This is a genomic window from Streptococcus parasanguinis CC87K (genome assembly GCF_000507765.1).
In the GTDB taxonomy this organism is placed as follows: Bacteria; Bacillota; Bacilli; order Lactobacillales; family Streptococcaceae; genus Streptococcus; species Streptococcus parasanguinis_J.
In genome coordinates, this window is record NZ_KI669405.1 from 72780 (window position 1) to 94024 (window position 21245).

Genomic DNA, 21245 nt, shown 5'->3' on the forward strand with positions numbered 1-21245 from the left:
CGATTTTTGTTACACTAGATAGAAAGACATTGAAGGAGAAATCATGGCGGATCGTGGCTTATTAATCGTATTTTCTGGCCCTTCGGGGGTTGGAAAAGGAACGGTCAGACGAGAAATTTTTGAAAACTCGGACAATCAGTTTCAGTATTCTGTATCGATGACGACGCGTGCACAACGTCCAGGTGAAGTGGATGGTGTCGACTATTTTTTCCGTACACGTGAAGAATTTGAAGATTTGATCCGTCAAGGGCAAATGTTGGAGTACGCTGAGTACGTTGGAAATTACTATGGGACTCCTTTAACCTATGTGAATGAAACCTTGGACAAGGGAATCGATGTATTCCTTGAAATTGAAGTTCAGGGTGCCCTTCAAGTAAAGAAGAAAGTTCCAGATGCAGTTTTTATTTTCTTAACTCCGCCTGATTTGGATGAATTGCAAGATCGATTAGTGGGTCGCGGGACAGATAGTGCAGAAGTTATTGCGCAACGGATTGAAAAAGCAAAAGAAGAAATCGCCATGATGCGTGAATATGACTACGCCATTGTGAACGACGAGGTTCCTCTTGCTGCTGAGCGTGTCAAACGTGTGATCGAAGCAGAGCATTTCCGTGTAGACCGTGTCATTGGCCATTATCTGGATATGTTACCAAAAACACAAACTATTGTGAAGAGATAAATAATTAGAAATTAGGTATAGGAATATGATGTTAAAACCTTCTATTGATACATTGCTTGACAAAGTACCATCAAAATATTCATTGGTCATTCTTGAGGCAAAACGGGCCCACGAATTGGAAAGTGGTGCAGTACCAACTCAAGAATTCCAATCAGTTAAATCAACATTACAAGCGCTTGAAGAAATCGAGTCTGGAAACGTAGTTGTTCACCCGGATCCAGAAGCAAAACGTGAAGCGCTTCGTCGTCGGATTGAAGCAGAGCGGATTCGCAAAGAAGAAGAAGAGCGCAAAATTAAGGAACAAATTGCCAAAGAAAAAGAAGATGGTGAAAAAATTTAAGGTTGGGGCTTCTCAATCTTATTTTTTGCTATTTAAAGGGTTCCGTGATAAAGTAAAGCTCATATGATAGAGGCTGGAGGTGAAAAAGTGATAGCAAAAGTCATCGTAGATGTCCCATTGATGCAGACAGATAAACCCTATTCTTATCAGATCCCATCAGAATTTGAGGATATGGTGGAGGCAGGTATGCGAGTTCATGTCCCCTTTGGTAAAGGGAATCGCCTCATTCAAGGGATTGTGGTAGATGTTTTAGAAGAGGCAGACACAAGCGAGGAATTAAAAGCGATTGTGGAGGTCTTGGATTACACTCCGGTCTTAAATCAAGAGCAGTTTTGGTTGGCGGATCAATTACGAAAAAGTGTTTTTTCTTATAAGATCACGATTTTAAAAACCATGCTTCCTTCTCTCCTCAATTCGAGTTATGATAAGATTTTGTATCCTCAACCTTCTTTAGATCCCACTCTCAAAATAAAACTTTTTGGTGCAAAAAATGAAGTTTCTTTTTCTTCTCTAGATGCAGCCGATCAAGCCCAAGTGATGCGGTTGGTCAGAAAAGGAGATTTGGTACTTGAATACAAGGCCAAGGATAAGAAACAAATTAAAACAGAAAAATGGTATCGCGTTAACCAGGAAGGATTAAAAGAACTTCAACTATCAGCGAGAGCTAAAAAAAGGCTAGCATTGAAAGAGCGCCTGTTACTAGAGCAAGGGGAGCAACCCTTAGCAGGATTGTATCAGGATTTTTCACGAGAAGTAGTGGCTTATTTTATTGATCAGGGTGTTTTAGAAATAACAGAACGAGAAGTGAATCGGGCGGCTGCATATTATGAAGGCAAAGAACAGACCCAGGCTCTGCTTTTAAATTCAGAGCAAGCAAAAGCTGTAGAAAGAGTAGTTTCTCAAATTGGGAAAACATCAAAGCCTTTTTTATTAGAAGGTGTGACTGGAAGTGGGAAAACAGAAGTTTATCTGCAGATTATTCAGGAAGTTCTAAATAAGGGGAAAACGGCTATTATGTTGGTTCCTGAGATTTCCCTGACGCCACAGATGACGGATCGTTTTATCTCTCGTTTTGGTCAGGAAGTAGCTATTCTGCACTCGGGCTTATCAAATGGTGAGAAGTATGATCAATGGCGAAAAGTTGAACGTGGGGAGGCCAAGGTAGTCGTTGGAGCACGCTCAGCCATCTTTGCCCCTTTGAAAAACATCGGAGCCATCATCATTGATGAGGAGCATGAGGCTTCCTACAAACAAGATAGTAATCCACGCTACCACGCAAGGGAAGTCGCAGTCCTAAGGGCTCAGTACAATCAAGCAGTCTTGCTTCTTGGATCTGCTACTCCAAGTCTAGAATCACGGGCTCGTGCAACAAAAGGGGTTTATGAATTAATTCGTCTAACCCAGCGGGCCAATCCGGTAGCCAAAATTCCAGAAGTTAAAGTCGTTGATTTCCGTGATTATATTGGCCAAAATGAAGCTGGTAACTTCACTCCGGTTCTAGTGGAAGCTATTGCTGATCGCTTGCAGAAAAAAGAGCAGGTTGTCTTGATGTTGAACCGCCGTGGTTATTCCAGTTTTGTCATGTGTCGCGAGTGTGGAACTGTAGATACTTGTCCCAATTGTGACATCTCTTTGACCCTCCACATGGATACTAAAACCATGAACTGTCATTATTGTGGCTATAGTAAAGCGATTCCTCGACACTGTCCAAATTGCCAAAGTCCTTCCATTCGTTATTACGGGACAGGAACACAAAAAGCTTATGATGAATTACAAGAGATCTTTCCTGAAGCTAAAATTCTGCGCATGGATGTGGATACCACTCGAAAAAAGGGGAGCCACGCAGCGATATTAGATGCTTTTGGGAATGGAGAAGCGGATATTTTGTTAGGGACGCAAATGATTGCGAAGGGATTGGATTTTCCAAATGTGACGTTAGTGGGTGTCTTGAATGCGGATACTTCTTTAAATTTACCGGATTATCGATCCTCTGAGAGAACCTTTCAACTCTTGACTCAGGTGGCAGGAAGGGCCGGACGAGCAGAGAAAGAAGGAGAGGTTATCATTCAAAGCTACAACCCCAATCATTATGCGATTCGATTTGCCAAAGACCAAGATTATGAAGGTTTTTTTGCCTATGAAATGCAGATTCGCCGGCAGTTAGGCTATACGCCTTATTACTTCACAGTTGGGCTAACCCTATCTCATAAGAGTGAGGAAATGGTGATGGAGAAGTCACATCAGGTCATGGAAATTCTCCGATCTGGCTTATCTGATCAGGTCCAAATCTTAGGACCAACACCTAAACCAATTGCACGCACACATAATTTGTATCATTATCAAATCATTGTGAAATATCGTTTCGAAGAAGGCATGACTCAGGTCTTGAATCAAATCTTAGAATTTACACAAGAAAGAGGCAACCAAGATCTACGTGTCAGTATTGATAATGAACCTCAAAGTTTTATGTAAGGAAGAAAGAAATGACAAAATTAATTTTTATGGGAACGCCTGATTTTTCAGCGACGGTTTTAAAGGGATTGTTAGCAGATTCGCGCTATGAAATTTTGGCAGTTGTGACTCAACCAGACCGCAAAGTAGGTCGCAAAAAAGAGATTCGAATGACCCCGGTGAAGCAGGTAGCTTTGGAACATCAACTACCGGTTCTTCAGCCGGAGAAATTATCGGGTAGTCCAGAAATGGAAACTCTCTTATCACTAGATGCAGATGGAATTGTGACCGCTGCTTTTGGACAATTTTTACCGACAAAATTGTTGGAGAACTTTCAGTTTGCGGTGAATGTCCACGCGTCTTTATTACCTAAATATAGAGGTGGAGCTCCCATTCACTATGCCCTGATCAATGGTGACGAAGAAGCTGGGGTTACAATTATGGAAATGGTCAAGGAAATGGATGCCGGAGACATGATTGCAGCTCGTTCTCTCCCAATTTTAGATGAGGACAATGTGGGAACTTTGTTTGAAAAATTGGCAGTCCTTGGACGTGACTTACTCCTAGATACTTTGCCAGCTTACCTGGCAGGGGAGATCAAGCCAAGTCCACAAGATCCAAGTTTGGTCACATTTTCACCGAATATTTTACCGGAAGAAGAGGTTTTGGACTGGACCAAAACCAATCGCCAAGTCTTTAATCAGATCCGAGGGATGAATCCTTGGCCGGTCGCTCATACGTTATTAAATGGGCAACGCTTTAAAATTTATGAAGCAGAGCTATGCGAAGGAAATGGAAATCCAGGAGAAGTGATTGCTTTGACCAAAAAAGAGTTGCTGGTCGCTGCAGGAGAAGGCGCATTGTCCCTTAAAGTTGTGCAGCCAGCAGGAAAACCAAAAATGTCCATCACAGACTTTTTGAATGGCGCTGGCCGTCAATTGAAAGTAGGAGATCACTTTGGAAGTTAAACAAATGAATGCGCGTGAACAGATCGTTCGAGTGCTAGAAGAGGTTTTTGAGCAGGGAGCTTATTCTAATATTGCCCTAAATCAAGCGCTAGAACACTCTCAACTTTCAGATAAAGATAGAAGCTTTGTTACGGAAGTTGTATACGGTACTGTAGCACGGAAGATAACGCTCGAGTGGTATCTCGCCCACGTAATTGAAGACCGGACGAAATTAGATCCTTGGCTCTATTATCTTTTGATGATGAGTTTGTATCAACTTGTCTATTTAGACCGAATTCCCGATCATGCCATCGTCAATGAAGCTGTCCGGATAGCAAAACGTCGTAAAGAAGGCAGTGAGAAGTTTGTCAATGCTATTCTTAGAAAGCTCCTCCGCGAGGGACTACCAGCTATTGATACGATCAAGCGAAAGAACAAACGTTATTCGGTAGAGTATTCCCTACCCGTATGGTTGGTCAAAGCATTGATCGAAGAATACGGTGAAGAACGTGCTGGCGCTATTTTTAAGAGTCTCTATCAACGTAATAAATCCAGTATTCGTGTGATTAATCTAGACGAAAAAGAAGAGTTAGCGCAGCTACTCGAAGCAACCTCCTCTCTACTTGCTCCCTCTGCTCTCGTGAAAGAACAGGGACATTTTGCAGCGCATTCCTTGTTCAAAGAAGGGCACATTACTATTCAAGACGAGTCCAGTCAATTGGTGGCACCGGCTTTGGATTTGCAAGGAGATGAGTGGGTTTTAGATGCCTGTGCGGCGCCAGGTGGAAAGACGACTCACCTGGCTTCTTATCTCACAACTGGGAAAGTCACAGCCTTGGATCTCTATGACCATAAGCTCAAATTGATTCAAGAAAATGCTAATCGGCTCCATGTTGCGGACAAAATTTTGACAAAGAAGTTAGATGCGACAAAAGTCTTTGAAACATTTGGACCTGATGCTTTCGATAAAATTTTGGTGGATGCGCCTTGTTCAGGGATTGGTTTGATCCGGAGAAAGCCTGATATCAAGTACAATAAAGAGAGTGCAGATTTTGTATCTTTACAAGCTATTCAATTGGCCATTCTGGATAGTGTTTGTCAAAGTGTGCGTAAAGGTGGTATAATAGTGTACAGTACGTGTACAATTATGGGTAAAGAGAATTTTGAAGTGGTGGACCAATTTTTGAAAAACCATCCAAATTTCGAACAAGTCCCATTGGATCACGAAAGAAAAGATATTCTTAAAAATGATTGTATCCTTATTACACCCGAATTATATGGAAGCGACGGCTTCTTTATCAGTCGTTTTAAGAGAATCTCATAATATCAGGAGGAAACTGACAGTATGGATATTACGATCTTAACCGATGTAGGTCAAAGACGGACAAATAACCAAGACTATGCAAATCAATATAAAAACAAGGCAGGAAAATCTATGGTTTTACTTGCTGATGGTATGGGAGGACACCGTGCCGGAAATATTGCTAGTGAAATGGCAGTCACAGACCTAGGTGCGGCTTGGGTTTCTTCTGAGATCGAGACGGTTAATCAAGTACGGGAATGGTTTGCAGAACATTTAGAAGCTGTGAACCGTCGGATCCATTTAGCTGGGCAAGATGATGAGCACAAAGGAATGGGAACGACACTGGAAGCTTTGGCTTTTGTAGAAGGACAAGTGATTTATGCCCATGTTGGAGATTCGCGGATTGGCCTCATTCGTCAGGGCGAATACCAGCAGTTGACCAGTGATCATTCTCTTGTAAATGCTCTTTTGCGAGCAGGTCAAATCACAGAGGAAGAAGCAGCCCATCATCCTCAACGTAACATCATCACTCAGTCCATTGGCCAAAAAGATGAGTTGGAGCCGGATTATGGTTTGGTGACGGTTGAAGCAGATGATTATATTTTGATCAATAGTGACGGTTTAACTAATATGATTGGCCCGGATGAAATCAGAGATATTGTCTTGAGTGATGTTTCACTGGAAGAAAAAGCTCAAACCTTGATTCGTTTTGCCAATAATGCTGGAGGCTTGGATAATATCACTGTTGTACTGCTCCACTTTACTGAGGAGGACGCAGCATGATTCAAATCGGCAAAATTTTTGCCGGGCGATATAAAATCATCCAACAAATTGGACGCGGCGGGATGGCAGATGTTTATCTTGCGCGTGATTTGATTTTAGATGGGGAAGAAGTTGCAGTCAAGGTACTGCGTACGAATTACCAGACGGATCCCATTGCGGTTGCGCGTTTTCAGCGTGAAGCAAAGGCGATGGCAGAGCTGGACCATCCAAATATCGTTCGGATTACAGACATTGGCGAAGAAGAAGGACAACAATACCTTGCAATGGAATATGTTGCAGGTTTAGACTTGAAACGCTATATCAAAGAAAATGCTCCTTTATCAAATGAAGAAGCTGTTCGTTTGATGGGGCAGATCCTTCTAGCTATGCGTCTTGCCCATACGCGTGGCATTATCCATAGAGATTTAAAACCACAGAATGTCCTCTTGACACCAGATGGAACAGCAAAAGTTTCAGACTTTGGGATTGCAGTGGCCTTCGCAGAGACTAGCTTGACCCAGACCAACTCGATGTTGGGGTCGGTTCATTATTTGTCCCCTGAGCAGGCGCGTGGATCAAAAGCTACGGTGCAAAGTGACATCTACGCGATGGGGATCATTTTCTATGAGATGTTGACAGGACACATTCCTTATGATGGAGATAGTGCAGTCACAATTGCTTTGCAGCATTTTCAAAAGCCACTCCCATCTATTCGTGAAGAAAATAAGAATGTTCCACAAGCTTTAGAAAATGTGGTGATCAAAGCGACAGCTAAAAAACTGACGGATCGCTATAAATCAGTGGCAGAGATGTATGTGGACCTTTCAAGTTGCTTGTCCTACGAGAGAAGAAATGAGAAAAAACTGATTTTTGAAGATCAATCGAAAGCTGATACAAAGACTCTTCCAAAAGTGAGTCCAACTCCAAAGACGGCTCCTGTTCCAATCTCTGAGGTACGCAGTGAAATCAGTTCGGTAGATCCTAATCGACCATTATCTGACCAGCAGACCATGGCACCAAGTAAAAAGCCAAGAAGACGCTTGCGGGCGCGCTACAAGGTCTTGTTTGTTGCCATTGCCCTAGTTCTTGCTGCCTTTACTTTCTTGTTGTATATGAGCCCAGCCAATAAAACCGTTCCAGATGTTTCCGGCAAAACCATTGCCGAAGCTAGAGCGGTTATTGAGGGACAAGACCTTCAAGTCGGTGAAGAGAAAGAAGAGTACAGTGATTCGGTTGCAGAAGGCTATGTCATTCGAACCAATCCAAATGCAGGGGCCCAAAAGAAAGAACAAAGTCGAATTGATTTGATTGTTTCAAAAGGACCAAACAGCTTTGAAATGCCAAATTACGTGGGTGAAACACGGGCAAAAGCAGAAGAAGATTTGAAAAATACTTATAAAGTATCAAGCAAAATGATCACGATTGAAGAAGTTGAGACCTTCGATTATGCTGCAGGGACAGTTCTTGAACAAACTCCAGCTCCAGGAGAGCAATATTCTCTGAATTCAAAAACTAAGATTGTTTTGAAAGTAGCGAAAGAAACGACTTCAATTGAAATGCCAAACTATGTTGGATCAACTTATGATTTTGCTAGAAGTAATTTGATTGAGATCTATGGTATTAAAGAAGCCAATATCGAATTAAGAAAAACAGAACATCTCCCTGATGGGGTAGTTGTTTCTGCCGGTCAAATTGTCAGTCAAACTCCAGAAGTTTCGAGTACGGTGGATATTAACCGAACACGAATTGTTTTGACTGTATATGAGCCTAAAGTGACAGCTTCTTCAAGTACGAAAGCCTCATCAAGTTCTGATACATCTAGTTCATCCTCTGGTGAACGATCAGATACAGAAAGTTCAAGCAGTAGTGCAACTAGTGGAGATTAATAAATCAGTCTAAGACTCAGATGGATTTCTGGGTCTTTTTGATTGTCTGCTATTATCCACCCACAGACGGAAGTCAAATGAGGAAAAATTTGATAAAATAGGAAAAGATGAGGTAGACTATGTGGAAAATACAAATTTTTATTTTCGTTGAAGCCGTTTTGTTAACATTAGCAGCGATCACCATTTTATCAATCGATTTTTCCAGATTTGTTGTCTTGATGGTTCTCTTTTTGCTCCTTTTGTATTACTATTTTGGCAAACAAAAAGCGAATTTTCTATTAATCGCGCTGAGTGTGCTCTTGTTTTTTATCGTGATGCTGAATCCTTTTGTGATTGCAGCCATTTTATTTGCGGTGGTTTATGGTTTATTGATTGCTTACCCTTATATGTATAAGGAAAATGAAGCAGTTGTGTTTGATGTTGAAGAGGATACGAAAATTCGTCAGGAAAAAACTCGATGGATTGGTGATTTACAACATTTTTCAAAGCAAAGTCGAGGGTATCGAGATCTGAATGTGATCCGAGTTTTTGGGAATGACACCCTCCATTTAGAGGAGGTAGCCATTTGCAATTGGGACAATGTAGTGATCATTCGGAAAGGGTTTGGAAATACAAAAATTATCTTACCGATTGATTTGGAATTGCATTTACAAATTAACACCTTGTATGGAGATCTGAAGTTTTTGGATCTTCCTGTCCGTAAAATGAGGAATGAAACCATAGATATTGAAACGGCACATTATCGGAGATCGCACCGTTCTGTAAAAATTGTGTTAGTTGGTATTGTTGGGGATGTTGAGGTGTTTCGCGCATGAAGAAATTAGACTATCTCCTATTGTATTTCTATTCCCTAATGGTGGTTGCGGTCATTTGTCATACCATTTTCCATTTTGTTGGTTTTCAGTGGGGCAAACTTCTCTCAGATCTTTCCTTGCTTCAATCATTCCTATTTTTGATTTTTAGTCTGACGCTTGCATTGACGGCTTTGGTTATCTTAATTATTAAAATCACGCAATTTGTAACGGTTCATGCAGTACAACAAAAGGTAGAAGCGATCCTGACTGCTTCACAGCGAAAAGAAATTGCCCCCAAAGAATTGAATCAACAGTTAGATTTATTGGACAGCAAATTGCTTCGACTAGAAGAAAATTTACAAAAAAGTGAAAATCGTGTGATGCGAAATGAGGAAGAAATTGTGGAAATCGAGCGTAAGAGAATTGCGCGTGATCTACATGACACGGTTAGTCAAGAGTTGTTTGCAGCCAATATGATTTTATCTGGAGTGGCAGCACAGGCCCTTGAGTTAGAGAAAAGTCAGATCCAGCAGCAACTAAATGGTGTGTCAGATATTCTAGGGACAGCCCAAAATGATTTACGCGTCTTGCTCTTACATCTTCGTCCTACAGAATTGGAAGGAAAAAGTTTGGTAGAAGGTATGGAGATGATTTTTAGAGAATTGAAGGAAAAGAGTAACCTAACAGTTGTCTTCCATCATAATGACGTGAGCATTCCAAAAGATATGGAAGAACATCTATTTCGAATCGTCCAAGAAATTGTCAGCAATACCTTGAAACATGCTAGAGCTCAACAAATGGATGTCTTTTTGCATCAGGAAGGAAAACAACTTCATTTACGGATGGTGGATGATGGAATCGGCTTTGAGCAGGAAAAATTGGAACGATTGAGTTATGGGTTGAAAAATATTCAAGAACGTGTAGAAGACATGGCGGGGACCATTAAAATAAGAACGAGTCCTCAAAAGGGAGTGGCTGTAGATATTCGTGTTCCCCTCCTTGTAAAAGATAAAAATGAAAAGGAAACTGTATGAAAGTATTATTAGTAGATGATCATGAAATGGTCCGATTGGGATTGAAAAGCTTTTTGTCCATGCAAACCGATATTGAGAAAGTCTTAGAGGCGAAAAATGGGCAAGAAGGGGTGGAGTTGGCGCTGAAAGAAAGACCAGACGTCATCATCATGGATATTGTGATGCCAGAGCTAAATGGAATCGATGCGACTCTAGCCATCCTAAAAGAGTGGCCGGAAGCTAAAATTGTCATTTTGACGTCTTATTTAGATAACGAAAAGATTTACCCTGTCTTAGATGCCGGTGCAAAAGGATATATTTTAAAGACCTCGTCAGCAACTGAGATCTTACAGGCTGTCAGAAAGGTTGCAAAGGGAGAATTTGCAATTGAGACAGAAGTTAGTCAAAAAGTTGAGTCACGAAAGAACCATGCTGAATTGCATGATGATTTGACAGCTAGAGAACGAGATATTCTGGCTTTATTGACGAAAGGATATGAAAATCAACGAATAGCAGATGAACTCTTCATTTCTTTAAAAACAGTGAAGACCCATGTCTCCAACATCTTATCCAAATTAGAAGTCAGTGATCGGACGCAAGCAGTCGTCTATGCCTTCCGACACCATCTGGTGAATCAAGAAGATTTTTAAAGGGAAACATGCTATAATAGAGCATGATCATAAGGGGGAGACAAGTGGACGCAAAATTACGTTATAAAGCCAAAAAAGTTAAAATCGTCTTTTTTGATATTGATGATACATTACGTGCAAAAGAAACTGGATTGATCCCAGAATCTGTCAAAGAAGTCTTTCATCAGTTGAAAGAAAAAGGAATCCGAACAGGGATTGCAACCGGCAGAGGGATTTTTGGGGTTGTTCCTGAAATCATGGACTTAAAGCCGGATTTTCTGGTAACCTTAAACGGTGCCTATATAGAAGATACAAAAGGAACTGTGATCTACCAATCACCAATCAATGAAGCAATCGTTTCTTCTTTTGTAGATTGGGCCAAAAAATCTGAGATTGATTATGGGTTAGTGGCTAGTCATCAAGCTGCCCTGTCTAATCGGACACCCTTGATCAGTGATGCTATTGACATCATTTATCCCAACTTACCTGTAGATCCAGATCTGCATCTGAAAGAACCTATTTTCCAAATGTGGACCTTTGATGAACAGGATAGTGAGCTAGAGTTGCCCCCTTCTTTGCAAGAGGATTTGCGCCTAGTTTCGTGGCATCCCCATTCGTCAGATGTTGTTCGCTTTGAAGCTTCAAAAGCTTCAGGAGTTTCTCATCTTGTAAATCATTTGGGCTTGAAGCCAGAGAATGTTTTAGTATTTGGGGATGGATTAAATGATCTAGAACTGTTTGATTATGCTGGAATTAGTATCGCAATGGGAAAATCTGCTCCAGAGTTACAAGAAAAAGCTGATTATATCACTAAGAATTTAGAAGAAGATGGCATATTCTATGCCTTAGAGGAGTTAAATATGGTTGAAAAAGAATTGACATTACCACAGTTAGAACTTGCTACGGTTGACGGTCCTGTCGCTGTGATCAAAACCAATCACGGTGAGATGAACATTCAATTGTTCCCGGATCAAGCACCAAAAACAGTTGCAAACTTTGTAGCTCTTGCTAAGTCCGGCTATTATGATGGTGTCATTTTCCATCGGATTATTAAAGATTTTATGATCCAAGGGGGAGATCCAACAGGTACAGGTATGGGTGGCGAATCCATCTATGGGGAGAGCTTCGAAGACGAATTTTCAAAAGAATTGTACAATATTCGCGGAGCCCTTTCAATGGCAAATGCTGGACCAAACACAAATGGCAGCCAATTCTTTATTGTACAAAATCAACATCTTCCATATTCGAAAAAGGAATTGGTCCGCGGTGGCTGGCCTGAAAAAATTGCTGAAATCTATACGACAGAAGGGGGAACTCCTCACCTAGATCAACGCCATACCGTATTTGGACAATTGATGGATGAAGCTTCTTTTGCTGTGTTGGATGAGATCGCGGCTGTTGAGACCGGGATGATGGATAAGCCAGTAGAAGATGTCGTGATTGAAACCATCGAGATTGAGGACTAATATGAAAATTGGAGATAAGTTAGAAGGGACCATTACAGGCATTCAACCTTATGGTGCCTTTGTCGAACTAGAGTCGGGTGTCACAGGCTTGATTCATATCTCAGAGATTAGAAGTGGTTATGTAAGTAATATTCATGATATTCTTTCAATTGGAGAAAAAGTCTTTGTCCAAGTCATCGATGTTGATGAATATTCTAAGAAAGCTAGCCTCTCTCTGAGAACACTAGAAGAAACACCACAACGAAGTATTCGACACCATCGTTTTTCAAATGACCGCCACAAGAGTGGTTTTGCACCCTTAGCTCAACAGATGCCGACCTGGGTCAAAGAAGGAAAGGTATTCTTTAGCAAACAAGAAAAAAAATAAAAACTTCGATAGGTTGATGAAACCTACCGAAGTTTTTTTAATATAGAGAATTATTCAAATTCGTAAAGGGTAGTAGAAAGGTAACGTTCTCCATTATCTGGTGCAAGAGCAAGAACTTTTTTACCGCTACCCAATTCTTTTGCGACTTCAATAGCAGCATAGATAGCAGCTGCGCTTGAGATTCCGACTAAGAATCCTTCAGCTCCACCGATAGCGCGTGCAAGTTCGAAAGCTTCTTCTGAAGATACGCGACGAACACCATCATATGCATTAGTGTCTAAAGTATTTGGGATAAAGCCTGCTGAAATCCCTTGGATTTTATGTGGTCCAGGTTTTTCACCAGAAAGGACTGCAGATTCATTGGCCTCAACGGCATAGACTTTGACAGCAGGATTATTCTTTTTCAAAGTATGAGAAATACCAGAAACAGTACCACCAGTACCAACACCTGCGACAAAAGCATCTAAACCATCTTTTCCAAAGGCATCAACGATTTCTTGTCCTGTTGTTCTTTCATGTACCTCTGGGTTAGCAGGGTTTTCAAATTGAAGAGGAAGGAAGCCATTTCTTTCTGCAGCGATTGCTTCAGCTTTAGCGATAGCGCCTTTCATTCCTTCACTTCCAGGAGTCAAAACGAGTTCAGCTCCATAGGCTTGGATGATTTTACGACGTTCCACACTCATGGTTTCAGGCATGACAATCACAACTTTGTAGCCTTTAGCTGCGCCAACCCATGACAAACCAATCCCTGTGTTCCCACTAGTTGCTTCGACAATGGTATCACCTGGTTTGATCAAGCCATCCGCTTCAGCTTTTTCAATCATGCTCAAAGCAATCCGGTCTTTGACAGATGATCCAGGATTGAAGGCTTCGAGTTTGACATAGACATCTGCAGCTCCTTCAGGAACAAGACGATTCAATTTGACAATCGGAGTGTTCCCAATCAATTCTGTAATATTTTCATAAATAGCCATAATATACCTCAGTTCTAGGTTTTCTTGATACTAACAAGTATAGTCTCTTGCGAGAAGAATGTAAAATATAGAAATTTTATGGGTGTGATAAAAAAAAACTATCGTTGCCGATAGCTTCTTTGATTATTTTTCTACAGAAAGTAGGGGTACTTCAACCTCACGAATTCCGTGATCCTCAATAATGACTTTGCCATTGTAAAATTCGACTAAAGCTGCTGTGATAGAGTTTGTGTTTTCTTTATCCACAAAAATCGTTGTCATTACCTGATCTGTAAACATCGGATCTTGTTCCGCCAATTGATGGTCTTTTAAGAAATTAGCAAATTCTTGGTATTGGGAGTAAGAAAGTGTGATCCCAAGAACCACTTGCTCTTTGATTTCTACCAGTCCAATCTCTCGAACTGCTTGTGCCACACTTCCAGCATAAGCACGAATCAGACCGCCAGCACCTAATTTAATACCTCCGAAATAGCGAGTAACCACGACACAACTATTAGTGATGCGATGATTCTCCAAAACTCCTAACATCGGTACCCCAGCGGTTCCACTAGGCTCTCCATCATCACTGGTCCGTTTGATATCACTTTGTTCTCCAATGATGAAAGCAGAGCAGTTATGTGTAGCCTTATAGTGTTCCTTTTTGATGGCATTGATAAAATCTCTTGCTTCCTCTTCAGAGGAGACTCGCTTGATATGACAAATGAATTTTGATTTTTTGATTTCTTCTTGAACAGTGCCGTTCTCTTTAAATGTAACATATTCCATATTCTTATTTTACAAAAAAAGAATGATTTTCTCCAACTTTTGCGAATTAATAAGTATGAAGATAGAAGATTCTTATGGAAGACTCTTAACAGAGAGTCAAATGACAAATGATCTAAAAGAAATTGCCCAAGAACTTCCAACTATAGAAAAAGAGAATGGAAGGTACCATTGCTTTCGATGTGGCAGTTTGATTGATCAGAAACTTTGGAAGTTGAGTGAGGAGGTGCTGTATTGTAGAGCCTGTATCCAATTGGGAAGGATCCGGAGTGATCAAAAACTTTATACTATTGCACAGCGAGACTTTGAAGGTCAAGAGGTGCTAAACTGGAAAGGGACCTTGACTTCCTATCAACAAGAGGTATCTGAAGGACTTATCCAAGCAGTTAAAGCAGGGAAACATGCCCTGGTACATGCTGTGACAGGAGCTGGGAAAACGGAAATGATGTATCAGGTTGTAGCAACAGCGATCAAGGCAGGAAAAGCAGTCTGTATTGCTACCCCAAGAATCGATGTCTGTATCGAACTGTACGGAAGGATGAAGGAAGATTTTTCCTGCCCCATCTCTTTACTTCATGGAGAATCGGAACCCTATTTTAGAACACCTTTGGTGATCGCTACAACCCATCAATTGCTAAAGTTTTATCAGGCCTTTGATCTCCTTATTATAGATGAAGTAGATGCGTTTCCCTATGTGGACAATCCAATCTTATATAAAGCAGCTCAGAATGCAATAAAAAAAGAGGGGAATACCCTATATTTAACAGCAACCTCTACAGATGAGTTAGATAAAAAGGTCAAGAAAAAAGAAATCATTCGTTATAGTCTTCCAAGAAGATTTCATGGGAACCCACTAGTGGTCCCTGAAATAAAATGGGTGCCGAAAATTAGAGAAAAAATAGAAAAAGGAAGAATCCCTTACGAACTATTGCAACTGATCAAGAAACAAAGACAGACTCACTACCCATTGTTAATCTTTGTATCTGAAATAGAATTAGGACAACAATTCACTGAGAACTTAAAAAAATACTTTCCCAAAGAAACAGTAGGTTTTGTATCCTCACAGACAACAGACCGCCTACGAATGGTAGAAGAGTTTAGAAACAAAGCCATAACCATGCTAGTCTCGACAACAATTTTAGAAAGAGGAGTGACTTTTCCATTTGTAGATGTCTTTGTTTTAGAAAGTAATCACAAATTATTTACTAAAAGTGCCCTCGTACAAATTTCAGGAAGGGTCGGTCGAAGTAAAGAAAGACCAACAGGTGAACTACTTTTTCTATCAGATGGTATAACACGAGAAATGAAAAAAGCGATTAAAGAAATAAAGGAAATGAATCAGGAGGCTGGATTTTGAAAGAATGTCTGCTTTGTACTAAAGAGTTGAAAACTGGTGAACATTTCATAGATCTTATAATTATGAATCAACAAGAAGAATGGATTTGTAAAGAATGCAAAGAAGACTTCGAACAAATTGGCGAAATCCATTGTCCTAGATGTTATAAAGATAAGGAGGAGAAAGTATGTAAAGATTGCGAATACTGGATACAAAAGGGGAATATAGTAGAACATGAAGCATTATATAAATATAATGCAGCAATGAAGGACTATTTCAAGCGATATAAATTTGAAGGCGATCGTTTATTAGGAATGGTATTTGCATGTGATATCAAAAAAGCCTTGAAAAAGTATAAAAGCTATACGATAATACCGACTCCAATCAGCCACGAAAAAAAGAAGGAGAGAGGATTCAATCAAGTCTCGACTATACTAGATTTTGCAGAGATAAAATACAACAGTCTATTCCAAAAAGAAGACACTTTAGCTCAATCAAAAAAAACAAGAGAAGAAAGATTAAAAACCTCTCAACACTTTCAATTAAAAGGAGAAGTTTCAAAAAAGCAGAAATATCTTATATTCGATGATATCTACACAACGGGCAAAACAATCGAATTAATGAAGCGCCTACTAATTGAAAAAGGTGTGAAAGAAATAAAGACATTTTCAATCGCAAGGTAAAAAAAGATTTGCAAAAAGTTTATGAAAGCGTTATAATATACATATAAATAAAAACATAATGTTTAGAAAGTAGGTACTAATATGATTAAATATAGTATCCGTGGTGAAAACCTAGAAGTAACAGAAGCCATTCGCGACTATGTCGTTTCTAAACTCGAAAAGATTGAAAAATATTTTCAGGCAGATCAAGAGCTAGACGCTCGAGTAAACTTAAAAGTTTACCGTGAAAAGACCGCAAAAGTAGAAGTAACCATTCCGCTTGGATCTATCACACTGCGCGCAGAAGATGTCTCTCAAGATATGTACGGTTCAATTGATCTAGTTGTAGATAAAATTGAACGTCAAATTCGTAAGAATAAAACAAAAATCGAAAAGAAAAATCGTATTAAATCTGGTGCAGGTAAATTGTTTACCGATGCAGTTGTAGAAGAAGCAGCAACCACAGAAAAAGTTGTTCGCTCAAAAACAATTGATCTAGAACCAATGGATTTAGATGAAGCGATCCTTCAAATGGATCTATTAGCACACGATTTCTTCATTTATCGTGATGCAGAGGATAACACAACAAATGTGATCTACCGTAGAGAAGATGGAGACATCGGTCTATTGGAAGTAAAAGAATAGAGATCAAAAAAAGAGATTGAAAACATCAAATAAATTATAGAAGAATCAGGAGCATCTGTGCTCCTGATTTTTTATATAACTTAAAAACTTTCAAAAAAATAAATTTTTTTGAGAAAAAGTGTTGACAGTAAGGGTAGGTCATGATATACTAATATAGTTGTCGCGCGAGAGCGACAAAGACCTTTGAAAACTGAACAAGACGAACCAATGTGCAGGGCGCTATAACTAAGGTTATAGTAACTGAACAATGAAAAAACAATAAATCTGTCAGTGACAGAATGAGTTTAAGACAAACAATTATTTTAATGAGAGTTTGATCCTGGCTCAGGATGAACGCTGGCGGCGTGCCTAATACATGCAAGTAGAACGCTGAAGCTTGGTGCTTGCACCGAGCGGATGAGTTGCGAACGGGTGAGTAACGCGTAGGTAACCTGCCTCTTAGCGGGGGATAACTATTGGAAACGATAGCTAATACCGCATAAAAGTCGATATCGCATGATATTGATTTGAAAGGTGCAATTGCATCACTAAGAGATGGACCTGCGTTGTATTAGCTAGTTGGTGAGGTAACGGCTCACCAAGGCGACGATACATAGCCGACCTGAGAGGGTGATCGGCCACACTGGGACTGAGACACGGCCCAGACTCCTACGGGAGGCAGCAGTAGGGAATCTTCGGCAATGGGGGCAACCCTGACCGAGCAACGCCGCGTGAGTGAAGAAGGTTTTCGGATCGTAAAGCTCTGTTGTAAGAGAAGAACGAGTGTGAGAGTGGAAAGTTCACACTGTGACGGTAACTTACCAGAAAGGGACGGCTAACTACGTGCCAGCAGCCGCGGTAATACGTAGGTCCCGAGCGTTATCCGGATTTATTGGGCGTAAAGCGAGCGCAGGCGGTTAGATAAGTCTGAAGTTAAAGGCTGTGGCTTAACCATAGTACGCTTTGGAAACTGTTTAACTTGAGTGCAGAAGGGGAGAGTGGAATTCCATGTGTAGCGGTGAAATGCGTAGATATATGGAGGAACACCGGTGGCGAAAGCGGCTCTCTGGTCTGTAACTGACGCTGAGGCTCGAAAGCGTGGGGAGCAAACAGGATTAGATACCCTGGTAGTCCACGCCGTAAACGATGAGTGCTAGGTGTTGGGTCCTTTCCGGGACTCAGTGCCGCAGCTAACGCATTAAGCACTCCGCCTGGGGAGTACGACCGCAAGGTTGAAACTCAAAGGAATTGACGGGGGCCCGCACAAGCGGTGGAGCATGTGGTTTAATTCGAAGCAACGCGAAGAACCTTACCAGGTCTTGACATCCCTCTGACCGCTCTAGAGATAGAGTTTTCCTTCGGGACAGAGGTGACAGGTGGTGCATGGTTGTCGTCAGCTCGTGTCGTGAGATGTTGGGTTAAGTCCCGCAACGAGCGCAACCCCTATTGTTAGTTGCCATCATTCAGTTGGGCACTCTAGCGAGACTGCCGGTAATAAACCGGAGGAAGGTGGGGATGACGTCAAATCATCATGCCCCTTATGACCTGGGCTACACACGTGCTACAATGGCTGGTACAACGAGTCGCGAGTCGGTGACGGCAAGCTAATCTCTTAAAGCCAGTCTCAGTTCGGATTGTAGGCTGCAACTCGCCTACATGAAGTCGGAATCGCTAGTAATCGCGGATCAGCACGCCGCGGTGAATACGTTCCCGGGCCTTGTACACACCGCCCGTCACACCACGAGAGTTTGTAACACCCGAAGTCGGTGAGGTAACCATTTGGAGCCAGCCGCCTAAGGTGGGATAGATGATTGGGGTGAAGTCGTAACAAGGTAGCCGTATCGGAAGGTGCGGCTGGATCACCTCCTTTCTAAGGAAATGGAAACCTGTACGTTGGTCTTGTTTAGTTTTGAGAGGTCTTGTGGGGCCTTAGCTCAGCTGGGAGAGCGCCTGCTTTGCACGCAGGAGGTCAGCGGTTCGATCCCGCTAGGCTCCATTAACACTTTAAAGGGTGTTAAGATTGAACATTGAAAATTGAATATCTATATCAAATAGTAACAAGAAAATAAACCGAAACGCTGTAAATATTTAAAGAGTTTAGGTCGCAAGACCAAAAATAAGGTTAAGTTAATAAGGGCGCACGGTGGATGCCTTGGCACTAGAAGCCGAAGAAGGACGTGACAAACGACGAAATGCTTTGGGGAGCTGTAAGTAAGCGACGATCCAGAGATGTCCGAATGGGGGAACCCACTAGCTAATGGCTAGTACTCCTATCTGTTAAGGATAGGTAGAGGAAGACGCAGTGAACTGAAACATCTAAGTAGCTGCAGGAAGAGAAAGCAAAAGCGATTGCCTGAGTAGCGGCGAGCGAAACGGCAGGAGGGCAAACCGAAGAGTTTACTCTTCGGGGTTGTAGGACTGCAATGTGGACTTAAAGATTATAGAAGAATGACATGGGAAGGTCAGCCAAAGAGAGTAAGAGCCTCGTATTCGAAATAGTCTTTATACCTAGCAGTATCCTGAGTACGGCGGGACACGAGAAATCCCGTCGGAATCTGGGAGGACCATCTCCCAACCCTAAATACTCTCTAGTGACCGATAGTGAACCAGTACCGTGAGGGAAAGGTGAAAAGCACCCCGGGAGGGGAGTGAAATAGAACCTGAAACCGTGTGCCTACAACAAGTTCGAGCCCGTTAATGGGTGAGAGCGTGCCTTTTGTAGAATGAACCGGCGAGTTACGATATGATGCGAGGTTAAGTTGAAGAGACGGAGCCGCAGGGAAACCGAGTCTGAATAGGGCGAGTTAGTATTATGTCGTAGACCCGAAACCATGTGACCTACCCATGAGCAGGTTGAAGGTGAGGTAAAACTCACTGGAGGACCGAACCAGGGCACGTTGAAAAGTGCTTGGATGACTTGTGGGTAGCGGAGAAATTCCAAACGAACTTGGAGATAGCTGGTTCTCTCCGAAATAGCTTTAGGGCTAGCGTCGACATTGAGATTCTTGGAGGTAGAGCACTGTTTGGGTGAGGGGTCCATCCCGGATTACCAATCTCAGATAAACTCCGAATGCCAATGAATTATGGTCGGCAGTCAGACTGCGAGTGCTAAGATCCGTAGTCGAAAGGGAAACAGCCCAGACCACCAGCTAAGGTCCCAAAATAATTGTTAAGTGGAAAAGGATGTGGGGTTGCACAGACAACTAGGATGTTAGCTTAGAAGCAGCTATTCATTCAAAGAGTGCGTAATAGCTCACTAGTCGAGTGACCCTGCGCCGAAAATGTACCGGGGCTAAAACAATTTACCGAAGCTGTGGATACCTTTATAGGTATGGTAGGAGAGCGTTCTATGTGTGGAGAAGGTGTACCGTGAGGAGCGCTGGAACGCATAGAAGTGAGAATGCCGGTATGAGTAGCGAAAGACAGGTGAGAATCCTGTCCACCGTAAGACTAAGGTTTCCAGGGGAAGGCTCGTCCGCCCTGGGTTAGTCGGGACCTAAGGAGAGACCGAAAGGTGTATCCGATGGACAACAGGTTGATATTCCTGTACTAGAGTATGTAGTGAAGGAGGGACGCAGTAGGCTAACTAAAGCGTGCGACTGGAAGTGCACGTCTAAGCAGTGAGGTGTGAATTGAGTTAAATGCTTAATTCTATAACATTGAGCTGTGATGGGGAGCGAAGTTTAGTAGCGAAGTTAGTGACGTCACACTGCCAAGAAAAGCTTCTAGCGTTTAAACATACTCTACCCGTACCGCAAACCGACACAGGTAGTCGAGGCGAGTAGCCTCAGGTGAGCGAGAGAACTCTCGTTAAGGAACTCGGCAAAATGACCCCGTAACTTCGGGAGAAGGGGTGCTGACTTATGTCAGCCGCAGTGAATAGGCCCAAGCAACTGTTTATCAAAAACACAGCTCTCTGCTAAATCGTAAGATGATGTATAGGGGGTGACGCCTGCCCGGTGCTGGAAGGTTAAGAGGAGTGCTTAGCGGTAACGCGAAGGTATGAATTGAAGCCCCAGTAAACGGCGGCCGTAACTATAACGGTCCTAAGGTAGCGAAATTCCTTGTCGGGTAAGTTCCGACCCGCACGAAAGGCGTAATGATTTGGGCACTGTCTCAACGAGAGACTCGGTGAAATTTTAGTACCTGTGAAGATGCAGGTTACCCGCGACAGGACGGAAAGACCCCATGGAGCTTTACTGCAGTTTGATATTGAGTGTCTGTGCCACATGTACAGGATAGGTAGGAGCCAT

The 21245-nt window shown here is 41.9% G+C and carries 17 protein-coding genes, 1 tRNA gene and 2 rRNA genes; 18 read left to right on the forward strand and 2 right to left on the reverse strand.

Annotated elements, in window-relative coordinates; all coding sequences use genetic code 11:
* The first annotated feature begins 43 nt into the window (after positions 1-43).
* The 12 genes from gmk to HMPREF1195_RS10415 all read left to right on the forward strand — a co-directional run bounded on the left by gmk (position 44) and on the right by HMPREF1195_RS10415 (position 12634).
* On the forward strand, positions 44-676 hold the full coding sequence (gene gmk / locus HMPREF1195_RS10360; RefSeq protein ID WP_003003905.1) for a guanylate kinase: 633 nt from the start codon (positions 44-46) through the stop codon (positions 674-676).
* 25 nt (positions 677-701) lie between these two features.
* On the forward strand, positions 702-1016 hold the full coding sequence (rpoZ, locus tag HMPREF1195_RS10365; RefSeq protein ID WP_003010339.1) for a DNA-directed RNA polymerase subunit omega: 315 nt from the start codon (positions 702-704) through the stop codon (positions 1014-1016).
* 63 nt (positions 1017-1079) lie between these two features.
* A complete protein-coding gene (locus HMPREF1195_RS10370) occupies positions 1080-3488 on the forward strand; it encodes a primosomal protein N' (RefSeq protein ID WP_037599925.1) in 2409 nt (802 codons plus the stop codon).
* An 11-nt stretch (positions 3489-3499) separates the two neighbouring features.
* A complete protein-coding gene (fmt, locus tag HMPREF1195_RS10375; RefSeq protein ID WP_023920305.1) occupies positions 3500-4435 on the forward strand; it encodes a methionyl-tRNA formyltransferase in 936 nt (311 codons plus the stop codon).
* Complete coding sequence (gene rsmB, locus HMPREF1195_RS10380; protein ID WP_023920307.1) at positions 4425-5738, forward strand: 16S rRNA (cytosine(967)-C(5))-methyltransferase RsmB; 1314 nt, start codon at positions 4425-4427, stop codon at positions 5736-5738. Before fmt ends, rsmB begins: the two co-directional genes overlap by 11 nt.
* A gap of 21 nt (positions 5739-5759) precedes the next feature.
* Positions 5760-6500 carry a Stp1/IreP family PP2C-type Ser/Thr phosphatase gene (locus HMPREF1195_RS10385; RefSeq protein ID WP_021154558.1) on the forward strand — a complete coding sequence of 247 codons (741 nt, stop codon included), beginning with the start codon at positions 5760-5762 and terminating at the stop codon, positions 6498-6500.
* A complete protein-coding gene (pknB, locus tag HMPREF1195_RS10390; protein WP_021154559.1) occupies positions 6497-8365 on the forward strand; it encodes a Stk1 family PASTA domain-containing Ser/Thr kinase in 1869 nt (622 codons plus the stop codon). Before HMPREF1195_RS10385 ends, pknB begins: the two co-directional genes overlap by 4 nt.
* 119 nt (positions 8366-8484) lie before the next feature.
* Positions 8485-9180 (forward strand): cell wall-active antibiotics response protein LiaF, encoded by a 696-nt coding sequence (gene liaF / locus HMPREF1195_RS10395; RefSeq protein ID WP_021154560.1) that lies wholly within the window; start codon positions 8485-8487, stop codon positions 9178-9180.
* The gene (locus HMPREF1195_RS10400) at positions 9177-10193 is read left to right on the forward strand and encodes an envelope stress sensor histidine kinase LiaS (protein ID WP_021154561.1); all 1017 of its coding nucleotides are present in this window, start codon (positions 9177-9179) and stop codon (positions 10191-10193) included. Before liaF ends, HMPREF1195_RS10400 begins: the two co-directional genes overlap by 4 nt.
* Positions 10190-10822 (forward strand): response regulator transcription factor, encoded by a 633-nt coding sequence (locus HMPREF1195_RS10405; RefSeq protein WP_021154562.1) that lies wholly within the window; start codon positions 10190-10192, stop codon positions 10820-10822. Before HMPREF1195_RS10400 ends, HMPREF1195_RS10405 begins: the two co-directional genes overlap by 4 nt.
* A 44-nt stretch (positions 10823-10866) precedes the next feature.
* Positions 10867-12267, forward strand: coding sequence for a bifunctional Cof-type HAD-IIB family hydrolase/peptidylprolyl isomerase (locus HMPREF1195_RS10410; protein WP_023920310.1), 1401 nt, complete (start codon positions 10867-10869; stop codon positions 12265-12267).
* A gap of 1 nt (position 12268) precedes the next feature.
* A complete protein-coding gene (locus HMPREF1195_RS10415) occupies positions 12269-12634 on the forward strand; it encodes a S1 RNA-binding domain-containing protein (RefSeq protein WP_023920312.1) in 366 nt (121 codons plus the stop codon).
* A 50-nt stretch (positions 12635-12684) separates the two neighbouring features.
* Here the strand turns inward: HMPREF1195_RS10415 and cysK are convergent, their stop codons facing one another.
* Positions 12685-13608, reverse strand: a complete 924-nt coding sequence (gene cysK / locus HMPREF1195_RS10420; protein ID WP_003004014.1) for a cysteine synthase A — start codon at positions 13606-13608, stop codon at positions 12685-12687.
* Positions 13609-13731: 123 nt separating this feature from the next.
* Positions 13732-14373, reverse strand: a complete 642-nt coding sequence (locus tag HMPREF1195_RS10425; protein ID WP_023920314.1) for a YigZ family protein — start codon at positions 14371-14373, stop codon at positions 13732-13734.
* A gap of 55 nt (positions 14374-14428) precedes the next feature.
* On the opposite strand from HMPREF1195_RS10425, the gene HMPREF1195_RS10430 reads away from it, so the two are divergent.
* The 6 genes from HMPREF1195_RS10430 to HMPREF1195_RS10455 all read left to right on the forward strand — a co-directional run.
* On the forward strand, positions 14429-15727 hold the full coding sequence (locus HMPREF1195_RS10430; RefSeq protein ID WP_037599930.1) for an ATP-dependent helicase ComFA: 1299 nt from the start codon (positions 14429-14431) through the stop codon (positions 15725-15727).
* On the forward strand, positions 15724-16389 hold the full coding sequence (locus tag HMPREF1195_RS10435; RefSeq protein ID WP_023920317.1) for a ComF family protein: 666 nt from the start codon (positions 15724-15726) through the stop codon (positions 16387-16389). Before HMPREF1195_RS10430 ends, HMPREF1195_RS10435 begins: the two co-directional genes overlap by 4 nt.
* A gap of 81 nt (positions 16390-16470) precedes the next feature.
* Positions 16471-17013 (forward strand): ribosome hibernation-promoting factor, HPF/YfiA family, encoded by a 543-nt coding sequence (hpf, locus tag HMPREF1195_RS10440; protein ID WP_003010301.1) that lies wholly within the window; start codon positions 16471-16473, stop codon positions 17011-17013.
* Between the two features lie 301 nt (positions 17014-17314).
* Positions 17315-18862: ribosomal RNA gene (locus HMPREF1195_RS10445) — 16S ribosomal RNA — on the forward strand.
* Between the two features lie 53 nt (positions 18863-18915).
* Positions 18916-18988: transfer RNA gene (locus HMPREF1195_RS10450), tRNA-Ala, on the forward strand.
* A gap of 124 nt (positions 18989-19112) precedes the next feature.
* Positions 19113-21245 (forward strand): 23S ribosomal RNA (locus tag HMPREF1195_RS10455); the annotation flags it as partial.

Bases quoted from the DNA above. Each gene is read 5' to 3' on its own strand.
- gmk (WP_003003905.1), top strand. From the start codon at position 44: ATGGCGGATCGTGGCTTATTAATCGTATTTTCTGGCCCTTCGGGGGTT.
- rpoZ (WP_003010339.1), top strand. From the start codon at position 702: ATGATGTTAAAACCTTCTATTGATACATTGCTTGACAAAGTACCATCA.
- HMPREF1195_RS10370 (WP_037599925.1), top strand. From the start codon at position 1,080: ATGATAGAGGCTGGAGGTGAAAAAGTGATAGCAAAAGTCATCGTAGAT.
- fmt (WP_023920305.1), top strand. From the start codon at position 3,500: ATGACAAAATTAATTTTTATGGGAACGCCTGATTTTTCAGCGACGGTT.
- HMPREF1195_RS10385 (WP_021154558.1), top strand. From the start codon at position 5,760: ATGGATATTACGATCTTAACCGATGTAGGTCAAAGACGGACAAATAAC.
- pknB (WP_021154559.1), top strand. From the start codon at position 6,497: ATGATTCAAATCGGCAAAATTTTTGCCGGGCGATATAAAATCATCCAA.
- liaF (WP_021154560.1), top strand. From the start codon at position 8,485: ATGTGGAAAATACAAATTTTTATTTTCGTTGAAGCCGTTTTGTTAACA.
- HMPREF1195_RS10400 (WP_021154561.1), top strand. From the start codon at position 9,177: ATGAAGAAATTAGACTATCTCCTATTGTATTTCTATTCCCTAATGGTG.
- HMPREF1195_RS10405 (WP_021154562.1), top strand. From the start codon at position 10,190: ATGAAAGTATTATTAGTAGATGATCATGAAATGGTCCGATTGGGATTG.
- HMPREF1195_RS10415 (WP_023920312.1), top strand. From the start codon at position 12,269: ATGAAAATTGGAGATAAGTTAGAAGGGACCATTACAGGCATTCAACCT.
- cysK (WP_003004014.1), bottom strand. From the start codon at position 13,608: ATGGCTATTTATGAAAATATTACAGAATTGATTGGGAACACTCCGATT.
- HMPREF1195_RS10425 (WP_023920314.1), bottom strand. From the start codon at position 14,373: ATGGAATATGTTACATTTAAAGAGAACGGCACTGTTCAAGAAGAAATC.
- HMPREF1195_RS10430 (WP_037599930.1), top strand. From the start codon at position 14,429: ATGAAGATAGAAGATTCTTATGGAAGACTCTTAACAGAGAGTCAAATG.
- hpf (WP_003010301.1), top strand. From the start codon at position 16,471: ATGATTAAATATAGTATCCGTGGTGAAAACCTAGAAGTAACAGAAGCC.